Raw genomic sequence first — 17,695 nt, 5'->3', positions numbered from 1 at the left:
TAGTCCAGCACGAGCTGTGCGGAAAAATGAACAATGGCCCGACTGCCCCTCGACGCCCTGGACGCCTTCGCCGCGGTGGCGCGGCGCCGAAGTTTCCGCGCCGCGGCGGTGGAGCGGGGCGTCTCGGCCTCCACGCTGAGCCAGGCGGTGCGCGACCTTGAGGCGGCGGCCGGCGTGCGCCTGCTGAACCGCACCACGCGCAGCGTCGCGCCCACCGCCGCCGGCGAGCGGCTGCTGGCGCGGCTGTCCCCGGCGTTGCAGGAGATCGGCGGCGCCCTGGACGCGGTGCGGGCCGAGCAGGCGCGGCCCTCGGGCGCGCTGCGCATCAATGCGCCGGAGCCGGCGGTGGAACTGGTGCTGGCCCCGCTCGTGGCCGAATTCCTGGCCGCCTACCCGGACGTGCGGCTGGAGATCACGTCGGAGAGCAACCTCGTGGACATCGTCGCCGGCGGCTTCGACGCCGGCGTCCGCTGGGGCGAGCACCTGGCGCAGGACATGGTGGCAACGCCACTCGGCCCGCCCCAGCGCTATGTGCTGGCCGCCGCGCCGGAGGTGATCGCCCGCTACGGGCGGCCGGAGCACCCCCGCGACCTGCTGCAGGCGCCGTGCCTCAGGGTGCGCTTCCTGAGCGGCGCGGAACCGCCCTGGGAGTTCGAGCGGCGGGGGGAGGTGATCCGCATCTCGCCGCAGGGGCCTCTGATCGCCAACAGCGCCGCGCTGCTGCTCCGCGCGGCGCTCGACGGCGCCGGGTTCCTCCAGACCTTCGACGGCTACGCCGAGCCGCACCTGCAGTCAGGACGGCTCGTCAGTGTGCTCGAGGACTGGTGCGAGAGCTTCCCCGGCCCCTTCCTCTACTACCCGAGCCGCCGGCAGCCGCCCTCGGCGCTGCGGGCCTTCATCGACTTCGTGCAGGCGAGGCGCAGGCGCGCGGCCTAGCGGCGGCAGGCGATCACGAAGGCAGCCACCGTCTTGGCGTCCGGCGCGGGGTAGGGCCCGAGCCGGCGGCGGCCCTGGCTGAGGGTGATCTCACCGCCCCCCATCATCGCCGCCGGCAGCCGGTCGGGCAGGGGGGCCACCGCCGACAGGCCCTGGGGTTCGGCCGCGGGGGCCAGGGTGAAGGGCTCGGCGCCCACCTGCAGCCGCACCGGCCCTTCGCCGTGGAGTCGGCCGGTGGAGACCCACAGGTCGGGCGGATCGCGTCGGCAGGCGATGCGCAGCGCTTCCCCGCCGCTGTCCGACCGGACGATCGCCGAGCCGGCCGTGGCCGAGGCCTGCAGCGCCCAGGTCCCCGGCGGAGGGGCCTCGGGCGCGCTGGCGCAGCCCGCCAGGGCGAGGATCAGGAGGAGGAGCGGCCACCGCATGACGTCCATGCGTGGCCGTAGACTCCGGCGGAATTCGGGCGGCGGCCTCAGGCCTCCACGGCGCGCAGCTTGCGCCAGACGGTCATGCGTGAGACGCCGAGGCGACGCGCGATCTCCACCGGACCGATCCCGGCCCGCTGCAGGTCGCGGATCTCCTGCGCGGCCGCCGGGCGGCGGCGGCGGCCAAGCGAGGGCGGCTCCAGCGCGGCCACCGCCTCCAGCGCAGCCCTCAGCGCCCGCCCGCCGGAGCCTTCGGTGCTGAGCTCCGGATCGACCACGAAAAGGGTGGCGGCGCGCTGCTCCAGGCGCTCCAGCACCTCGATCACCGCCCGGGCGCCGCGGCCCAGGTGATCGAGCCGGGTGACCACGAGCTGGTCGCCGGGACCCACGAAGTCGAGGATAGAATCGAGGACGGCGAACTCGTCGCCGCCGGCGGCGGAGGGCTCCTCCGCCCGCACCACGTGGCAGCCCTTGGCCTTCAGGGTGGCCGTCTCGCCGGCGGACCCGGCGTCCGTCAGCCGCACATAGCCGATCCTGAGCATTCGACACCCCCAGCAGCATTGCCGATTGCCGCCAAGGTTTCCAAAAGCGCGGGCGTCCGCCAAGAGCGCTGTTCGTTAAATCGCGGCAATATTGGTCGGGCGCCCCGGCTCAGTCAGGCAAGATCGTGTGCGCGCGCCTCTCCGGCACCCGCTGGAGTAGCAAAATCCACCCCGCGCTTCCGCAGGATGAACTCGCGGTCGATGGTCTTGCCGACTTCGAAGCCGTACTCACCGACCTTCTCGAAGCCTTCGCGGCCGTAGAACCGCTGCGCGCCGTAGTTCTCCGACCAGACGCCGATCCAGACATCCCGTGGCCCCTCGGCCTGCAGCCAGCCGATCACCTCCGTGAAAAGGCGCCGGCCCAGCCCGCCGTTCTGCCAGTCCTTGAGCAGGTAGAAGCGCTTCAGCTCCCCGCAGGCGGCGGTGACCTCGGGGTGGGGCAGGGCGCAGGGTCCCGCTTCAGCGTAGCCAACCACCTGGCCGTCGGCCTCCACCAGCCAGGCCGCCTTGGCCGTGTCGGTGAGGTTGCGCCGGGTCTGGTCCAGGCCGTAGGCCTCGGCCAGGAAGGTTTCCAGGTCCTCGGGCGGATAAAGGTGGGCGAAGGTGTCGCTGAACGTCCGGGCGCCGATCGCGGCGAGGGCCTGGGCGTCCTCGGGGCGGGCGCGGCGGATGATCGGGTCGGGCATCGCGGGGCGGAGTCTTGGGTTAGGATGAGGCTATGACCATCGCCCTCTACACCCACACCGACATGTTGGACCACCGTCCTGGCGACTGGCACCCGGAACGGCCGGAGCGCCTGCGCGCGGTGACGGACGCCCTGCAGGACGCTACGGACCTGGAACTGGACCCGCGGGAGGCGCCGCTGGTCGAGGAGGCCGACCTCGCCCTCGTCCATCCCCAAACCTACATCGACCGGATCCTCGGGCTACAGCCGGGCGCGGGCGTGCTGGAACTGGACGAGGACACGCTGGTCTCGGCCGGGAGCCTGGTGGCCGCCCGCCGCGCGGCGGGGGCGGTGGTGACCGCGGTGCGCGACGTGGCCGCGGGCCGGGCGGAGCGGGCGTTTTGCGCCGTGCGGCCGCCCGGACATCACGCCGAGCCCTCAACGCCCATGGGCTTCTGCATCTTCTCCAACGTCGCCGTGGCGGCGAAGGCGGCGCAGGCTGCGGGCTTGAAGCGGGTGGCGGTCGTCGACTTCGACATCCACCACGGCAACGGCACCCAGGCGGCGTTCGCCGGCCGCGAGGGCCTGTTCCTGGCTTCCATCCAGCAGTGGCCCATGTGGCCCGGCACCGGCCATCCGTCCGAGGCCACGCCGCCGAACATCGCCAACGCCGTGGCCCCGCCGGGGGCGCCGGTGGAGGTGTGGCGCAAGGCCTTCGAATCGCTGATGCCCAAGGTAGACGCCTTCGCCCCGGACCTGATCATCGTCTCGGCCGGCTTCGACGCGCATCGCCGCGACCCGGTCGGCGAGTCGGGCCAGAACCTGGAGGAGGCCGATTTCGCCTGGGCGACGCGGGCCATCGTCTCGGTGGCCAATCGCCACGCCAAGGGCCGGGTTGTGTCCTCGCTCGAGGGCGGCTACGACCTTGAGGCTCTGGGCCAGTCGTCGCTTGCGCACGTCCGGGCCCTGTCAGAGGGGTGAGGGAACGCGGCGCGTGGGTGTGAATTCCGGCGCCGACCGGAGCGAATGGCCAGCGTCTTGACCGCCGAGGTTCCCGCCGTGACCGCGAGCGCCCGACCGGGCGCCATCATCCTGGCCCGCCATGGCGAGCCGGCGCTGTCGCGCAAGGTCAGGCTCAACGCCGACGAGTACCGCACTTTCTGGGCCAGCTACGAGGTCCTGGGCCTGCTGCCGGGCCAGACCCCGCCGCAAAGCCTGCTGCGCTTCGTCGAAACCTGCGGGACACTCGTCGCCTCCACCCGGCTGCGCTCCATTGAGAGCGCCCAGGCCCTGGCCGGCGAGCGCGAGTTCAGCCGCCACGACATGCTGATCGAGGCGCCGCTGCCGCCGCCCAACTGGCCGAAGTGGTTCCGGATGTCGCCGAAGATGTGGGGCTTCTGGGCGCGGGTGTGGTGGTGGTTCTTCGACCATCACGAGGGCCAGGAGACCCGGCGCGAGGCCGAGCAGCGCGCGGACCAGGCCGCCGCCATGCTGGTGGAGCTGGCGCAGGGCGGCGAGGACGTGGTCGTGCTGGCCCACGGCTTCTTCAACTTCATGATCGGCCGGGCGCTGAAGCGCCGGGGTTGGCGCCTCGCCTGGAGCGAGGGCTACAAGTACTGGTCGATGCGCCGGTTCGAACGGGCCGGCTGAGCGGTGAACGGCGCCGCCCAGGCCGCGATCCAGGAGGCGGCGCGGCTGCGCGCCCGCGGACAGAAGCGCGAGGCGGCCGAGCTGCTGATCGCCCGCGGGGCCGCGCTCTCGCGGGAGCAGCGCTACGAGGAGGCGCTGGCGGTCTATCGCGCCGCGGCCGTCGATCCCGGCATCCGCTACGACGCCCTCGCGCTGATGGGCACGGCCTGCGCGCAGCTCGGACGTCACGAGGAGGCCATCGCGCTCATCGACCAGGCCGTGGCGCTGCGCCCGGCGCTGGCCCGAGCGCCCTACCAGCGGGCGTTCAGCCGCCTGGCGCTCTGCGACTTCGCCGGCGGCTGGGAGGACTACGAGCGGCGGCTGGAGATCCAGGAGTTCCTGGCCGGCGCGGGCGTGCTGACGCCAGGCATCGCCGCGCGCCTCACGCCTCGCCCGACCCGCGAGGCGGTGCGCGGACGGCGGGTGTTGCTGGTGGGCGAGCAGGGGGTCGGCGACGTGGTCATGTTCGCTAGCTGTCTGCCCGACCTGCTGGCCGAGGCCGCGGCGGTGACGCTCGTCTGCGAGCACAAGCTGGTGGCCCTGCTCGCCGGCTCCTTCCCCGGCCTGACGGTCATGGGTTCGCCCGGGGCGCAGGTCTCGGGCTCCGCCTACGACGTGATCCTGGCCATGGGCAGCCTCGGCCGGCTCTACCGCAATGCTCCGGCCGACTTCCCGGGCGGCGCCTACCTCTGCGCCGCTCCGGAGGCGACGGCGCGCTGGGCCGGGCGGCTCGGCCCGCGGACCGGGGCCCTGCGCGTGGGGCTCTCCTGGCGCGGCGGTACGGCCAAGACCAACGCCCTTGGCCGTTCGCTCGACCTGGCGCAGCTCGCGCCGGTCCTGGCGACGCCCGGCTGCGAGTTCGTCAGCCTGCAGTACGGCCAGGTGGCGCCGGAGCTGGCGGCGGCCGCGGGCGCGCTGCCGGCCCCGATCCGCGCCTTCGCGCCGGCCGAGATCGACGACTTCGCCGAGCTGGCCGGGCTGGTCGCGAACCTGGACGTGGTGGTGTCCGTCCAGACGGCGATCGTGCACCTGACCGGGGCGCTCGGCCGCACCGGCTTCATCCTGGCGCCCCACGTCACCGAATGGCGCTATACCGCGCGCCAGGAGACCATTCCCTGGTACCCGTCGATTCGACTGTTCCGGCAGCCCGAGCCGGGCGACTGGGGCACGGTGATCGACCGCGCCGCCGAGGCGCTGCGGCGCGCTGCGCCTGTCGGCGCATGAACCCGCTACGGAGCCTGCCTTGTCCCCCGTCCTCGACGTCTACATCGGCTACGACCGGCAGGAGATCCTCGCCTATCACGTGCTCTGCCAGAGCATCCTCGACCGCTGCTCGCGGCCGGTGCGGTTCACCGCGCTGAACCTCGACTCGCTGAAGCCGGCCTTCGACCGGCCGATGCTGCCGGAGCAGTCGACGGAATTTTCCTTCTCGCGGTTCATGACGCCCTGGCTGTCGGGCTATCAGGGCTGGTCGCTGTTCATGGACTGCGACATGCTCGCCCGGGCCGACTTCGCCGAGCTCTTCGCGCTCGCCGACGACCGCTACGCAGTAATGGTCTGCCAGCACGACTACACGCCCCGCGATCAGGTGAAGTTCCTGAACCACACGCAGTCGCGCTACGCGAAGAAGAACTGGTCCAGCGTCATGCTGCTCAACAACGCCCGCTGTCGCGCGCTGACGCCGGAGTACGTCTCCACCGCGTCGGGGGCGGACCTCCACCAGTTCCGCTGGCTCGAACGCGAGGATGAGATCGGCGCCCTCCCGCTGGAGTGGAACTGGCTCGTGGGCGAGTACGACCACAACCCCGACGCCAAGATCGCCCACTACACCCGTGGCGGCCCGTACTTCTCCGGCTACGAGGACTGCGACTACGCCGACGAGTGGCGCGAGGCCCTGGCCCGCGTCCGCCACGTGGAAGGCGGGGCCTCGGGCCTCTAGGCCTTCAGCGACGCCCAGGGGCCGGTGATCGCGAGGGTCGTGCCCGGGTAGTAGATGTTCACGAAGCAGGTGGAGCCGTCCGGCGAGAAGCAGACGCCGGCGAGCTCCGTGTTGGGGGCGGCCGGGATCGCCGGCGCCGTGGCGTTGCGGCCGACCGTGTAGACCTGGCCCTTCGGCGTCACAGCCTTCAGCATGTTGTGGCCGCGGTACTTGTCCTCGCAGACGAACAGATGGCCGTTCGGCGCGATGGCGATGTTGTCCGGCATGGACATCAGCTCGCCGTCGTCCGGCTCGAGGAACAGCTCGATCTCGCCTGGGTGGTCCTTCTCGCCGGGCTTGCCCTCCTGCGGACTCGGCCGGTAGCGCATCACCTGGCCGTCCTTCTGCGCCCCGCCGGTGGTGCAGGTGAAGTAGAGCTCGCCGTCGCCGAAGAAGATGCCCTCGCCGCGCGCGAAGTAGGCCGCCCCCTTGCCATGGCCGCGGTGGCGCAGGTCGTTGTGCGGGTTGTCCACGCCGTCCAGGTCGATCCACACCACCTTGCGGCGGTCGCCCACCTTCCAGAAGCGGCTGTCCCAGTTTCGCGGGTCGGCCTCCTTGCCCTCGCGGAAGCCCAGGGCCTGCAGCCGGCCGCCGGCATGCAGCTTGGCCGGGTCGACGGGTAGGTAGCGGTAGAACAGGCAGAAGCCGTCGGCGAAGTCCTCGGTCAGGTAGACGATGCCGGTGCGCGGGTCGGTGGCGGTCGCCTCGTGCTTGAAGCGGCCCATGCCGGTGATCGGCGCCGGGTCGGCCAGGCCGCGCAGGTCGGCGGGCACCTCGAACACCCAGCCGTGGTCCTTGGAGCCGCCTTCGCCGGCCTTGATCTCGGTCTCTTCGCAGGAGAGCCACGACCGGCGCGGCGTGCGGCCGCCGGCGCAGTTCACCGTCGTGCCGGTGAGGCTGAGGTGGTGGGTCACCAGCCGCTGCTGCTTGAGGTCCCAGACCAGCGTCGTGGTTCCGCCGTCCATGGGCACGCCCTTGGGCGTCAGGTCGTAGGCCTTGGCGAGGTCGATCCGGGCCGCCAGCGCGCCGTCCTTGCCGAACGCCGAGCGGTCGGGCTCGGAGGGGCGCTGCTCATGGTTGCGCACCAGGATCACCCGGTCCGGGCTGGCCGGGTCGGGGAAGCAGGCCATGCCGTCGTGCTTGCCGGGCGTCAGCAGGCCGTCGTCCATCGGCTGGCCGGCGCGCGAGACGATCTTGTAAGAGAAGCCCTGCGGCAGGTCGAAGACGCCGGCGGGGTCCGGGACCAGCGGGCCGTAGCCGGTGATCTGGTTCCGGTAGCCGGCGATCGGCTGGGCCATCGCCCGCGAGAGGCCCCCGAAGGCGGCGGACGTGGCGGCGAGCGCCAGGAAACTGCGGCGGCTGACGGACATGGATAGGTACTCCCCGACGGCCGGACCTATCGCGCCTGCGGATCACAGTCCAATGACGGTTGTGCGGCCCATTGGCTGTTGTGCCCGGTTGCCGCCCGCCTTAACGGTGGTCGGACGCAGGCGCCGCCTTCGGGTGCGCGCGCCCGGGAAGGTGACATGTCCGAAGCCGCTGACATCCAGTCCTTGTCGTTCGAGCAGGCCCTGGCCGAGCTCGAGCAGATCGTCGCGCGCCTGGAATCGGGCCAGGCGCCGCTCGAGGATTCGATCCGGATGTACGAGCGCGGCGCGGCCCTGAAGGCCCACTGCGAGACCCGGCTCGAGGCCGCCCGCCTGCGGGTCGAGAAGATCGTCATGGGCGCCGGCGGCGCCGCGGGAGGCCCCCAGGGGGTCGAGCCGGCCGAGTTCACCTGATGACCGACCTCGCCAGGCGTGTCGCCGAGGCCGCGGACCTCGTCACGGTGGCGCTCGACGAGCTGCTGCCCCGGGCGGACGGCCCCGAATCCCGCCTGACGGAGGCCATGCGCTACGCCGCGCTCGGACCGGGCAAGCGGCTGCGCACCTACTTCGCGCTCGAGACGGGGCGGATGTTCGGCCTGCCGGAGCGCTCGGTCCTGCGCTCCGCCTGCGCGCTGGAGTGCATCCAGGCCTACAGCCTGATCCACGACGACCTGCCCTGCATGGACGACGACGACATGCGCCGCGGCCGGCCCACCGTGCACCGGGCCTACGACGAGGCCACGGCCGTGCTTGCGGGAGACGCCCTGCAGACCGCCGCCTTCGAGATCCTGGCGCACCCGGACACCCATCCCGATGGCGCCACCCGCGCCGAGCTGGTCTCGCGCTTGGCCCGCGCCTCGGGCGCCCAGGGCATGTGCGGCGGCCAGATGATCGACATCCTGGGCGTTCGGGACGACCTCGGCGGCGTCGCCCGCATGCAGCGGCTGAAGACCGGCGCCCTGATCGCCTGCGCCTTCGAACTGCCGCTGGTCATGGCCCGCGCCAAGGAGGCCGAGCGCCACGCCCTGCTGGCGTTCGCCCACGACCTCGGCCTCGCCTACCAGATCGTCGACGACCTGCTGGACGCCGAGGGCGACCCGGAGGCCATGGGCAAGGCGGCCGGCAAGGACGCCGCCAAGGGCAAGGCCAACTTCGTCACCCTGCTCGGGGTCGAGGCCGCGCGCGAGCGCCTGGGCCTCCTTCGAAAGCAGACGAAAGATCACCTGGATCCCTTCGGCGCCCAGGCCGAATTCCTGCGGGCGAGCGTCGATTTCGTGCTAGAGCGCCGGCACTAGTTCAGAGGCATCCCGCGTCCCCATGCCCCCCGTCACGCCCCTGCTCGACACCGTCTCCTCGCCCGCCGACACGCGGGCCATGAGCATCCCGCAACTGCGCCAGCTCGCCGACGAGCTGCGCGCGGAGACCATCGACGCCGTCTCCCAGACGGGCGGCCATCTGGGCGCGGGCCTGGGCGTGGTCGAGCTGACGGTGGCGCTGCACCACGTCTACGAGACTCCGGACGACATCCTGATCTGGGACGTGGGCCACCAGGCCTATCCTCACAAGATCATCACCGGCCGCCGGGATCGGATCCGCACCCTGCGCCAGGGCGGCGGCCTCTCGGGCTTCACCAAGCGCGCCGAGAGCCCGTACGACCCGTTCGGCGCGGCGCACGCGGCGACCTCCATCTCGGCGGCGCTTGGCTTCGCCGCCGCGCGCGACCGCGAGGGCCGCGACAACCGCGTAGTGGCGGTGATCGGCGACGGCTCGATGAGCGCCGGCATGGCCTACGAGGCCATGAACAACGCCGCCGAGACCACTCGGCAGCTCACCGTCATCCTCAACGACAACGACATGTCCATCGCCCCGCCGGTGGGCGGGATGAGCGCCTACATGGCCCGGCTGGTGTCCGGCGGCGGCTACCGCTCGCTGCGCAACCTCGGCAAGGCGGTCACCAAGGCCTTCCCGCGTCCGATGCGCGAGGCCGCCCGCAAGGCGGAAGAGTACGCCCGCGGCATGGTCACCGGCGGCACCTTCTTCGAGGAGCTCGGCTTCTACTACGTCGGGCCGATCGATGGGCACGACATGGACGCCCTGGTCCACGTCCTGCAGAACGCCCGCAACATCGTGGACAAGCCGGTGTTGGTCCACGTGGTCACGCAGAAGGGCAAGGGCTACGCCCCCGCCGAGAACGCCGCCGACAAGTACCACGGCGTGGTCAAGTTCGACGTCGTCACCGGCGCCCAGGCGAAGGCCCAGGCCGCGGCCCCGCAGTACACCAAGGTCTTCGCCCAGGAGCTGGTGAAGCACGCCGAGCACGACCCGAAGATCGTCGCCATCACCGCGGCCATGCCCTCCGGCACCGGCCTCGACCTGTTCGGCCAGCGCTTCCCGGAGCGGACCTACGACGTGGGGATCGCCGAGCAGCACGCCGTGACCTTCGCCGCCGGCCTCGCCGCCGACGGGATGAAGCCGTTCTGCGCGATCTATTCCACCTTCCTTCAGCGCGGCTACGACCAGGTGGTCCACGACGTGGCCATCCAGGGCCTGCCCGTGCGCTTCGCCATGGACCGCGCCGGCCTGGTGGGCGCCGACGGCCCGACCCATGCCGGCTCCTTCGACATCGGCTTCATGGGCGCGCTGCCCGGCATGGTGCTGATGGCGCCCTCGGACGAGGCCGAGCTGGCCCACGCCGTCGCCACCGCCGTGGCCATCGACGATGCGCCCAGCGCCTTCCGCTATCCGCGCGGCGAGGGCCTGGGCGTGCAGATCCCCGACCTCGCGGCCCCCTGGGAGCTCGGCAAGGGCCGCATCGTGCGCGAGGGGACGGCGGTCGCCATCCTGTCGTTCGGCACGCGCCTCTCCGAGAGCCTGAAGGCCGCCGACCTGCTGGCCGCCCGCGGGCTCTCCGCTACGGTCGCCGACGCCCGGTTCGCCAAGCCCCTCGACCTCGACATGCTGCTGCGGCTGGCCCGCGAGCACGAGGCCCTGATCACGGTGGAGGAAGGCGCCATGGGCGGCTTCGGCGCCTTTGTGCTGCAGGCGCTGGCCCAGCACGGCGCCCTCGACCGCGGCCTGAAGGTGCGCACGCTCGTGCTGCCCGACGTCTTCCAGGACCAGGACAAGCCCGAGGCCATGTACGCCCAGGCGGGCCTCGACGCCGAAGGCATCCTGCGCGGCGCGCTCTCCGCCCTCGGCATCGACAACACCGCCGCCAAGGGCCGCCGAGCCTAGCTTCGCCTCCCCCGCGCAGCGGCGGGAGGGGGCCTCAGCCCTGGCAGCTCGACAGGAACCGTCGCGCCTTGGCCTTGTCGCCGGGGACGGCGGTGCGGCGGCCGTTGACGGCCACGGCCAGCTCGCCGCTGTCGGCGAAGCGCTGCAGCACGGCGTCGGTGGCGGGCGCGCTGGCTTCCACGAGGGCGCCTTCGCCCATTCCCGGCGCGACCTCGGCGCGGTAGCGCGCGCTACGGCTGCCGGAGGCGAGCGTCAGTTCGGGGCGGGCGTCGGCCGCCGCGTTGGCCGAGACCAGCACCGTGCCGGAGCCGGGCGCGCAGCTCATCATCAGGACGACGTTGTCGCTGTAGGGCTGGCCGAACGCCAGCTTGGCGCCTTCGCCTTCCGCCTCGTGCAGCGACCAGGCCATGCCGGGCAGGGCGGACGGGGTCTGCTGGTGGGCGCAGGCGCTGAGAGCGCAGGCGGTTACGAAGCTGAGAACGGCGCGGCGGCGCATGAGACGACCCCTTCTGCAGGGGTTAACGCCACATCCGCCGCCGCGTTGCGGTGACCTGCGTCACCTGCGGGCAGAAAATGCCCCGGTCAGAAGGGCGAGAAGCGTTCCACCAGCGACTGGCCGGCCGGCGTCTTCTGGACCCGGCTGATGTCGCCGCGGCCGCCGTAGCTGATCCGCGCCTCGGCAATCTGGGTGTGGCGGATGGTGTTGGCGCTGGAGATGTCCTCCGGCCGCACGATCCCGGCGACGGTGAGCTGGCGGACCTCGAAATTGGTGCGCACCTCCTGGGTGCCCTGGATCACCAGGTTGCCGTTCGGCAGCACGGCGCTGACCACCGCGGCGATGGTCAGCGAGATCTTTTCCGCCCGGTTGACGGCGCCGTTGCCGGTGTTGGCGTTCTTCGACGCGGTCTCGATCAGCGACGAGGGATCCACGGCCGGGGTGCCGGGCGGCAGAAGGCGGCCGATCTTCGATTCCAGTCCCAGCAGGTGCGGCGCGCCCAGGGTGGCGCTGGAGTTGCGCGAGCTGGTCGTCGAATTGATCGTCTTGGCGCTGTCGTCGATGTCGATGTTGACGGTCAGGATGTCGCCAATCTTGTTGGCGCGCTGGTCGATGAAGAAGGCGCGCGCGCCGCTCCGCCAAAGGGAGTTGGCGCTGGCCGGCTGGGCCGGGACGCTAGGCAGCACGACCTGGTGCTGCGGCACCAGCGCAGCGGGATAGCCCACAGGCGCGAGCTCCGGCCCCTTCACGGTCTCGACGACGGTGGAGCAGGCGGCGAGCGGGGCCAGCGCGGCGGCGAGGACGAGGGTCTTGAGACGCATGACTGTGGCTTCCTCTAGCGGAGCGCGTAGCGGGTGGAGCGGGCGGCCTTGAACTGGTCGGCGGCCGGGCCCACGAGGGCCTGCCCCGGACCGGCGACGACGGCCTGCAGGGTCTTCTTGGAGACGGTGTTCTGGACCGCGATCGCCTCGCCGGCGGCGCCGCCGCCCAGGGCCTTGGCCTGGAGGGAGAGCGAGATGCCGCCGTCCTCGTAGGCGACGGTGATCAGGTCCCCGGCCTTCACCACCTGGGGCGCGGCCACGTCGCGGGCGCCCACGGCGGCGCCGGCCCGCAGCGGGCGGCGGGCGGCGAGACCGATGACCTGCTCGGCGTCGGCGGGCGCGTCGGCCGGCGCGGCGGCCATCTTGGCCCACACGAGGTCCTCGGCCTGCACCACCTCGCCGGCGGCCAGGCTGCGGGCGTAGGTCAGCACCTCGACGTTCCCGCGGGCGGCGACCGGCCCTGCGCCCGCGCCCGGACCGGCGCCGGCCGGGCCGCGGACCAGGATGCGCTTCACGCCCTCGGCGTTGGCCCACTCGAGCCCGGCGCGCCAGGCCATCGCCTGGACGATGCGGGCGTCGAGCGACACGGTCTGGCCCGGGCGGGCGGCGACGCGCACGGCGCCGGCTTGGCCCGCGCCGTCGAACAGATCGCCGAGCGTGACCATGCCGTCGGCGTCGACGGTGTCGGCCTTCAGAGTCACCGGCTGGGCCGCCAGCACGGGGCCGGCGGCGGCGGCGAGGAGGGTGACGAGGGCGAGGGCGGCGCGGGTCATGGCCTTACGACTTCACCTGGTTGGCCACGCCCAGCATGTTGTCGGCGGTGGAGATGACCTTGGAGTTCATCTCGTAGGCCCGCTGGGCGACGATCAGGGCGGTGATCTCGGACACCGCGTCCACGTTCGAGGCTTCGGTGTAGCCCTGCAGCAGTTCGCCGATGCCCTGGGTGCCCGGGGTGCCGGTCAGCGCGGGGCCCGAGGCGGCGGTCTCCATCAGCAGGTTGTCGCCCTTCTGGATCAGGCCGCCCTCGTTCATGAAGGTGGCGAGCTCCAGGGTGCCGACCACCGTCGGAGCCGCCTGGCCGGGCTGGGTCACCTGCACCTGGCCGGCCATGGAGATCGAGACCTCGGTGGCGTCGTTCGGGACCACGATGCCCGGCTGGATCTGGTAGCCCTGCTGGGTGACGAGCTGGCCCTGATCGTTGACCGACAGGTTGCCGGCGCGGGTGTAGGCCGTCTCGCCGGTGGGCAGCAGCACCTGGAAGTAGCCCCGGCCGTCGATGGCCAGGTCGAACCGGTTGTCGGTGCGGGTCATGGTGCCCTGGGTGGGGATGCGGTAGACCGCCCCGGCCTTCACGCCCGCGCCGATCTGCACGCCGGTGGGCACGATCGTGCCCTGGTCCGAGGACTGCGCACCGGCCTGCTCGAGGGTCTGGTAGAGCAGATCCTGGAACTCGGCGCGCTGACGCTTGAACGCCACCGTGTTCATGTTGGCGATGTTGTTCGAGATGACCTCGACGTTGAGCTGCTGGGCCGCCATGCCCGTCGCGGCCGTGCGAAGCGCCTGCATCGTCGTCTACTCCCTTAGCTGACCCGGCCCATGCGCTCGACGGTGCGGCGCGACAGGTCGGCGTTGGAATCCATCATCCGGGCCATGGACTCGTAGGCCCGCTGCACTTCGATCATCCGGGTGATCTCGAGGATCGGCTGGACGTTCGAGCCCTCCAGCATCCCCTGGCGCACCTTCACCTCGACGGCGGGCTGCGGGATCGCGTTGGAGGTGTTCTGGTAGAGGTTGTCCCCGCGCTTCTCGAGGACGGACAGGCTCTCGAAGTTCACCACCGCCAGCTTGCCGATCCGCTCGCCGCCCTGGGTGATGGTGCCGTCGACGCCGATGTTGATCGCGCCGAGGTCGGGGTCGACGGTGATCTCGCCGCCGCCCTCGTCGAGCACCGGCGAGCCGCCCTGGGTGGTCAGGCGCCCGATCTCGTCGGTCCGGAATCGGCCGTCGCGGGTGAAGCGCTCGCCCTCGGCCGTCTGGACGCGGAAGAAGCCCTGGCCCTCGATGGCCATGTCGAACGGCCCGTCGGTCTTGCGCAGCGCGCCCTGGGCGAAGTCCCGGGCGACGCCGTCGGCGACCACGAACTTGACCGGCTTGGGGCCCTGCAGGGTGAAGGCCGGCGCCTTGGGTTCGACCCGCTGCATCAGCGACTCGACCTTGAAGCCGGCGGTATCGGCGTTGGCGATGTTGTTGGCGATGATGTCCATCTCGCGCCGAAGCACGATCTGGCGGGAAAGCCCCACGTAGGATGCGTTTTCCATTAAGCTTCGCCTGAACCCGAAACGAACTGTCGCAGGGTTCTGCTGCAAGCTTCGGGCCAGACGAAAACCCTAAGAAATCCAGCAGTTAAGATGGTTAACAATGGGCGCCCGGCGATTTCTGCCGGGCGCGATTTGCCCCCGTTAATCTCCGTTAAAAACGGGTTCTTAACCAAACCTGGGCCATGCGTATGGGGCTAAGATTCTAAGGAACGCGCGCGTGGCCGAGGACAAGGTCAAGGAAGCCCCCGACGAGGAGGGCGCGGACGGCGAGGGGGGCGGCAAGAAGAAGCCGCCGCTCAAGCTGCTGCTCATCGCCGGGGCGGCCGCCATCCTCGTGCTGGGCGGCGGCGGCGGCGCGGCCTTCTTCCTGCTCAAGCCCAAGCCCGACGAGGCCCATGCCGAGAAGGGCAAGGAGAAGAAGAAGGAAAAGAAGGGCAAGGAGGAGAAGGGCGGCAAGGAAGGCGAGGGCGGCGGCGCCCAGGTCCGCGAGGGGCCCGACGGGGTGGTGTTCTACACCATGCCGGACGTCGTGGTGAACATGCAGACCGCCGAGGGCCGCTCCACCTTCCTGAAGCTCAAGCTCACCTTCGAGCTGCCGGACGAGGAGGCCGTCGAAGCGCTCGATCCGAACATGCCGAGGCTGCAGGACATGTTCCAGACCTTCCTGCGCGAGCTGCGCCCCGAGGACCTGCAGGGCAGCCAGGGTTCCTACCAGCTCCGGATGGAGATCCTGCGCCGCGTGAACCTGGTGATCGCGCCGACCAAGGCGAACGCCGTGCTCATCGAGGAGATGCTGATCAACTGACGCCCCTCCCGGGGCGTCGGTGCGTAGCTTGCCATGGCCGACGAGAACGATCCCAACGCCGCAGACTGGAACGCCGCCCAAGGCGGCGACAGCGGAAACGCGGCCGAGCGCATCCTGAACCAGGACGAGATCGACAGCCTGCTCGGCTTCGACCTCTCCGACGACGACGGCAGCGAGCGCACCGGCATCCGGGCGATCATCAACTCGGCGCTGGTCTCCTACGAGCGCCTGCCGATGCTCGAGATCGTCTTCGACCGCCTGGTGCGGTTGATGACCACCTCGCTCCGGAACTTCACCTCGGACAACGTCGAGGTCAGCCTCGACAACATCTCGTCGATCCGCTTCGGCGACTACCTGAACTCGATCCCGCTGCCGGCGATCCTCTCCGTGTTCCGGGCCGAGGAGTTGAACAACTACGGCCTGCTGACGGTCGATTCGAACCTGATCTACTCGATCGTCGACGTGCTGCTGGGCGGCCGGCGCGGGACCGCGGCCATGCGCATCGAGGGCCGCCCCTACACCACCATCGAGCGCGTGCTGGTGCAGCGGATGGTCGAGGTGGTGCTGGCCGACGCCCGCGAGGCCTTCGAGCCGCTGACGCCGGTGAGCTTCACCCTCGACCGGCTTGAGACAAATCCGCGCTTCGCCGCCATCGCCCGCCCGGCGAACGCGGCCATCCTGGTCAAGCTGCGCATCGACATGGAGGACCGCGGCGGCCGAATCGAGCTTCTGCTGCCCTACGCGACCCTCGAGCCCATCCGGAAGATGCTGCTCCAGCAGTTCATGGGCGAGAAGTTCGGCCGCGACAACATCTGGGAGAGCCACCTGGCGACCGAGCTCTGGACCACCACCACCGAGGTGCGGGCCGTGCTCGACGAGCAGGAGATCCCCCTCAAGCAGGTCCTGGACCTGAAGGTCGGCGACACGATCATGCTCAACGCGACGCCGGACAGCCTGATCGAACTGCGCGCCGGCCAGATCCCCCTGACCCGCGGCCGCATGGGCCGCCGCAACGCCCACATCGCCGTCCGCGTCGAGGCGCCCCTGACGCCCAGCGCGCGGCGCGCCGTGCAGAGGTTCACATGAGCATCATCGCGATCGGCCTGAACCTGATGCTCGCCGGCCTGCTGGCCGCGGCGCTGGCGATGGGCTGGCGGCTGAACAAGCGGCTGCAGGCGCTGCGCGATAGCCACGACGGCTTCGCCACCGCCGTGCGCGAGCTGAACGCCGCCGCCGAGCGGGCCGAGCAGGGGCTCGCCGACCTGCGCGCCGCCACCGACGAGGCCACCGACGCGCTCGGCGACCGCATCCAGAAGGGCCGCGAGCTCGCCCACAAGCTGGAGCGGCTGATCGAGCAGGCCCCGGCCACCCCGCGCCGCCGCGCCGCCGAGGCCGAGGCCGAGCGCGAGGAGGACGACCGGGCCCAGGAGCGCCGGCTGGGCGCCCTGCTGGCCGCCGCCCGCGAGGCCCGCAAGCGGCCCGAGCGCGCGCCCGCCCGCGAGCCCGCCGCCCGGCCGAAGCCAGCCTACGAGGACGACCTGTTCGACGACGAGCCGCTCACCCTCACCCAGGTCAGCGGGGGCCGTCGATGAAGAGCATGCCGCGCATCCTGCCGCTGGTGGGCGTCGCCATGGGCGGCGTCCTGGCCGTCAACGCGCTGGCCGGCGCCCGTGGCCTGCCGGAGCTGCTGTCGGGCGCCAAGGCCTTCGCCGAGGAGACCGCCAAGGGCGGCAAGGCCGAAGCCGCCAAGCCCGAGGCCAAGGCCGCCGCCGCCCAGGGCAAGGACGCCGCCGCGCAGGCCGCGGCCCGCGGCGCCGCCTGCGCGCCCACCGCCGCCGAACTCGCGCGCCAGGCCGGGCTCTCCCCGGCCGAGCTGCAGGTGCTGCAGAGCCTGGGCGCGCGCCGCGGCGAACTCGACCAGCGCGAGACCGCGCTCGACACCCAGATCGCGCTCCTCGCCGCCGCCGAGGCCAAGCTCGACGCCAAGATGCGCGCCCTGAACGGCCTCAAGGGCGAGGTCCAGGGCCTGCTCGTCCAGGCCGACAACAAGGAAGCCGCCGAGATCGACCGCCTGGTGAAGGTGTTCGAGGGCATGAAGGCCAAGGACGCCGCCCCGCGGATGGTGCTGCTGGACGACTCCGTCCGCATCCCGGTGGCGGCGAAGATGAAGGAGCGCGCGCTGTCGGCGATCCTCGCCGCCATGCCGCCGGCCGAGGCCAAGAAGCTCACCGAAGCGCTGGCGAAGCGGTTCACCGACGCCAAGGCCGCCGCCATGCGCGCCGCCGCGGCGGCTGCCGAGCCCCAGCCCGGGGCTGCGCCCGCCGCCCAGCAGGCCGCCGCCCCGCCCGCCCAGCCGGCGCGCAAGGCCGCCGCGCCCGCCGCACCGCCGGCGGCGCCGCAGGCGAAGGCCGGCTGATCCG

21 protein-coding genes are annotated in these 17,695 nt (G+C 71.8%); 12 read left to right on the top strand and 9 right to left on the bottom strand.

All coding sequences use genetic code 11. The features are described from left to right. Positions 1–33 precede the first annotated feature (33 nt). Complete coding sequence (locus tag ACE3Q8_RS04660; RefSeq protein WP_374469071.1) at positions 34–936, top strand: LysR substrate-binding domain-containing protein; 903 nt, start codon at positions 34–36, stop codon at positions 934–936. Here ACE3Q8_RS04660 and ACE3Q8_RS04655 read toward each other — a convergent pair. The 3 genes from ACE3Q8_RS04655 to ACE3Q8_RS04645 form a co-directional block, all read right to left on the bottom strand. Next, positions 933–1,361, bottom strand: a complete 429-nt coding sequence (locus ACE3Q8_RS04655) for a hypothetical protein (RefSeq protein ID WP_374469070.1) — start codon at positions 1,359–1,361, stop codon at positions 933–935. The two genes, ACE3Q8_RS04660 and ACE3Q8_RS04655, sit on opposite strands and share 4 nt — an antisense overlap. A gap of 47 nt (positions 1,362–1,408) precedes the next feature. Beyond that, on the bottom strand, positions 1,409–1,903 hold the full coding sequence (locus tag ACE3Q8_RS04650; protein WP_374469069.1) for a recombinase family protein: 495 nt from the start codon (positions 1,901–1,903) through the stop codon (positions 1,409–1,411). A 113-nt stretch (positions 1,904–2,016) separates the two neighbouring features. Further along, positions 2,017–2,589 (bottom strand): N-acetyltransferase family protein, encoded by a 573-nt coding sequence (locus ACE3Q8_RS04645; protein WP_374469068.1) that lies wholly within the window; start codon positions 2,587–2,589, stop codon positions 2,017–2,019. Positions 2,590–2,621: 32 nt separating this feature from the next. Here ACE3Q8_RS04645 and ACE3Q8_RS04640 point away from each other — a divergent pair, with 32 nt between their 5' ends. From ACE3Q8_RS04640 to ACE3Q8_RS04625, 4 genes are read left to right on the top strand one after another with little or no spacing between them, the layout of a single operon-like run. Beyond that, positions 2,622–3,548, top strand: a complete 927-nt coding sequence (locus ACE3Q8_RS04640; RefSeq protein WP_374469067.1) for a histone deacetylase family protein — start codon at positions 2,622–2,624, stop codon at positions 3,546–3,548. 45 nt (positions 3,549–3,593) lie between these two features. Then, entirely contained in the window at positions 3,594–4,217 is a 624-nt protein-coding gene (locus ACE3Q8_RS04635) for a histidine phosphatase family protein (protein ID WP_374469066.1), read from the top strand. Positions 4,218–4,220: 3 nt separating this feature from the next. Continuing rightward, positions 4,221–5,480, top strand: coding sequence for a hypothetical protein (locus ACE3Q8_RS04630; protein ID WP_374469065.1), 1,260 nt, complete (start codon positions 4,221–4,223; stop codon positions 5,478–5,480). Between the two features lie 19 nt (positions 5,481–5,499). Then, positions 5,500–6,195 carry a hypothetical protein gene (locus ACE3Q8_RS04625; protein ID WP_374469064.1) on the top strand — a complete coding sequence of 232 codons (696 nt, stop codon included), beginning with the start codon at positions 5,500–5,502 and terminating at the stop codon, positions 6,193–6,195. Here the strand turns inward: ACE3Q8_RS04625 and ACE3Q8_RS04620 are convergent. Continuing rightward, entirely contained in the window at positions 6,192–7,604 is a 1,413-nt protein-coding gene (locus tag ACE3Q8_RS04620) for an alkaline phosphatase PhoX (protein WP_374469063.1), read from the bottom strand. The two genes, ACE3Q8_RS04625 and ACE3Q8_RS04620, sit on opposite strands and share 4 nt — an antisense overlap. A 156-nt stretch (positions 7,605–7,760) precedes the next feature. Here ACE3Q8_RS04620 and ACE3Q8_RS04615 point away from each other — a divergent pair, with 156 nt between their 5' ends. From ACE3Q8_RS04615 to dxs, 3 genes are read left to right on the top strand one after another with little or no spacing between them, the layout of a single operon-like run. Further along, positions 7,761–8,015 (top strand): exodeoxyribonuclease VII small subunit, encoded by a 255-nt coding sequence (locus ACE3Q8_RS04615; protein WP_374469062.1) that lies wholly within the window; start codon positions 7,761–7,763, stop codon positions 8,013–8,015. Then, positions 8,015–8,896, top strand: a complete 882-nt coding sequence (locus tag ACE3Q8_RS04610; RefSeq protein WP_374469061.1) for a polyprenyl synthetase family protein — start codon at positions 8,015–8,017, stop codon at positions 8,894–8,896. The genes ACE3Q8_RS04615 and ACE3Q8_RS04610 overlap by 1 nt, the downstream gene beginning before the upstream one ends. Before the next feature lie 22 nt (positions 8,897–8,918). Next, on the top strand, positions 8,919–10,835 hold the full coding sequence (gene dxs / locus ACE3Q8_RS04605; protein ID WP_374469060.1) for a 1-deoxy-D-xylulose-5-phosphate synthase: 1,917 nt from the start codon (positions 8,919–8,921) through the stop codon (positions 10,833–10,835). 34 nt (positions 10,836–10,869) lie between these two features. Here the strand turns inward: dxs and ACE3Q8_RS04600 are convergent, their stop codons facing one another. The 5 genes from ACE3Q8_RS04600 to flgF form a co-directional block, all read right to left on the bottom strand. After that, a complete protein-coding gene (locus ACE3Q8_RS04600; RefSeq protein ID WP_374469059.1) occupies positions 10,870–11,331 on the bottom strand; it encodes a hypothetical protein in 462 nt (153 codons plus the stop codon). 86 nt (positions 11,332–11,417) lie between these two features. Continuing rightward, complete coding sequence (gene flgH / locus ACE3Q8_RS04595) at positions 11,418–12,152, bottom strand: flagellar basal body L-ring protein FlgH (RefSeq protein ID WP_374469058.1); 735 nt, start codon at positions 12,150–12,152, stop codon at positions 11,418–11,420. 14 nt (positions 12,153–12,166) lie between these two features. Continuing rightward, the gene (gene flgA, locus ACE3Q8_RS04590) at positions 12,167–12,925 is read right to left on the bottom strand and encodes a flagellar basal body P-ring formation chaperone FlgA (RefSeq protein WP_374469057.1); all 759 of its coding nucleotides are present in this window, start codon (positions 12,923–12,925) and stop codon (positions 12,167–12,169) included. Positions 12,926–12,929: 4 nt separating this feature from the next. Then, positions 12,930–13,718 (bottom strand): flagellar basal-body rod protein FlgG, encoded by a 789-nt coding sequence (gene flgG / locus ACE3Q8_RS04585; RefSeq protein ID WP_374469056.1) that lies wholly within the window; start codon positions 13,716–13,718, stop codon positions 12,930–12,932. Between the two features lie 14 nt (positions 13,719–13,732). After that, positions 13,733–14,470 carry a flagellar basal-body rod protein FlgF gene (flgF, locus tag ACE3Q8_RS04580; protein WP_374469055.1) on the bottom strand — a complete coding sequence of 246 codons (738 nt, stop codon included), beginning with the start codon at positions 14,468–14,470 and terminating at the stop codon, positions 13,733–13,735. A gap of 217 nt (positions 14,471–14,687) precedes the next feature. Between flgF and ACE3Q8_RS04575 the strand changes: the two genes are divergently transcribed. From ACE3Q8_RS04575 to ACE3Q8_RS04560, 4 genes are read left to right on the top strand one after another with little or no spacing between them, the layout of a single operon-like run. Continuing rightward, the gene (locus ACE3Q8_RS04575) at positions 14,688–15,275 is read left to right on the top strand and encodes a flagellar basal body-associated FliL family protein (protein ID WP_374469054.1); all 588 of its coding nucleotides are present in this window, start codon (positions 14,688–14,690) and stop codon (positions 15,273–15,275) included. A 33-nt stretch (positions 15,276–15,308) separates the two neighbouring features. Then, positions 15,309–16,361 carry a flagellar motor switch protein FliM gene (fliM, locus tag ACE3Q8_RS04570; protein WP_374469053.1) on the top strand — a complete coding sequence of 351 codons (1,053 nt, stop codon included), beginning with the start codon at positions 15,309–15,311 and terminating at the stop codon, positions 16,359–16,361. Next, the gene (locus ACE3Q8_RS04565; RefSeq protein ID WP_374469052.1) at positions 16,358–16,867 is read left to right on the top strand and encodes a DUF6468 domain-containing protein; all 510 of its coding nucleotides are present in this window, start codon (positions 16,358–16,360) and stop codon (positions 16,865–16,867) included. Before fliM ends, ACE3Q8_RS04565 begins: the two co-directional genes overlap by 4 nt. Continuing rightward, the gene (locus tag ACE3Q8_RS04560) at positions 16,864–17,691 is read left to right on the top strand and encodes a MotE family protein (RefSeq protein WP_374469051.1); all 828 of its coding nucleotides are present in this window, start codon (positions 16,864–16,866) and stop codon (positions 17,689–17,691) included. The genes ACE3Q8_RS04565 and ACE3Q8_RS04560 overlap by 4 nt, the downstream gene beginning before the upstream one ends. Positions 17,692–17,695 lie beyond the last annotated feature (4 nt).

This window comes from Phenylobacterium sp., assembly GCF_041913825.1.
Taxonomy (GTDB): domain Bacteria; phylum Pseudomonadota; class Alphaproteobacteria; order Caulobacterales; family Caulobacteraceae; genus Phenylobacterium.
This window is presented reverse-complemented; position numbering and strand designations above follow the sequence as displayed.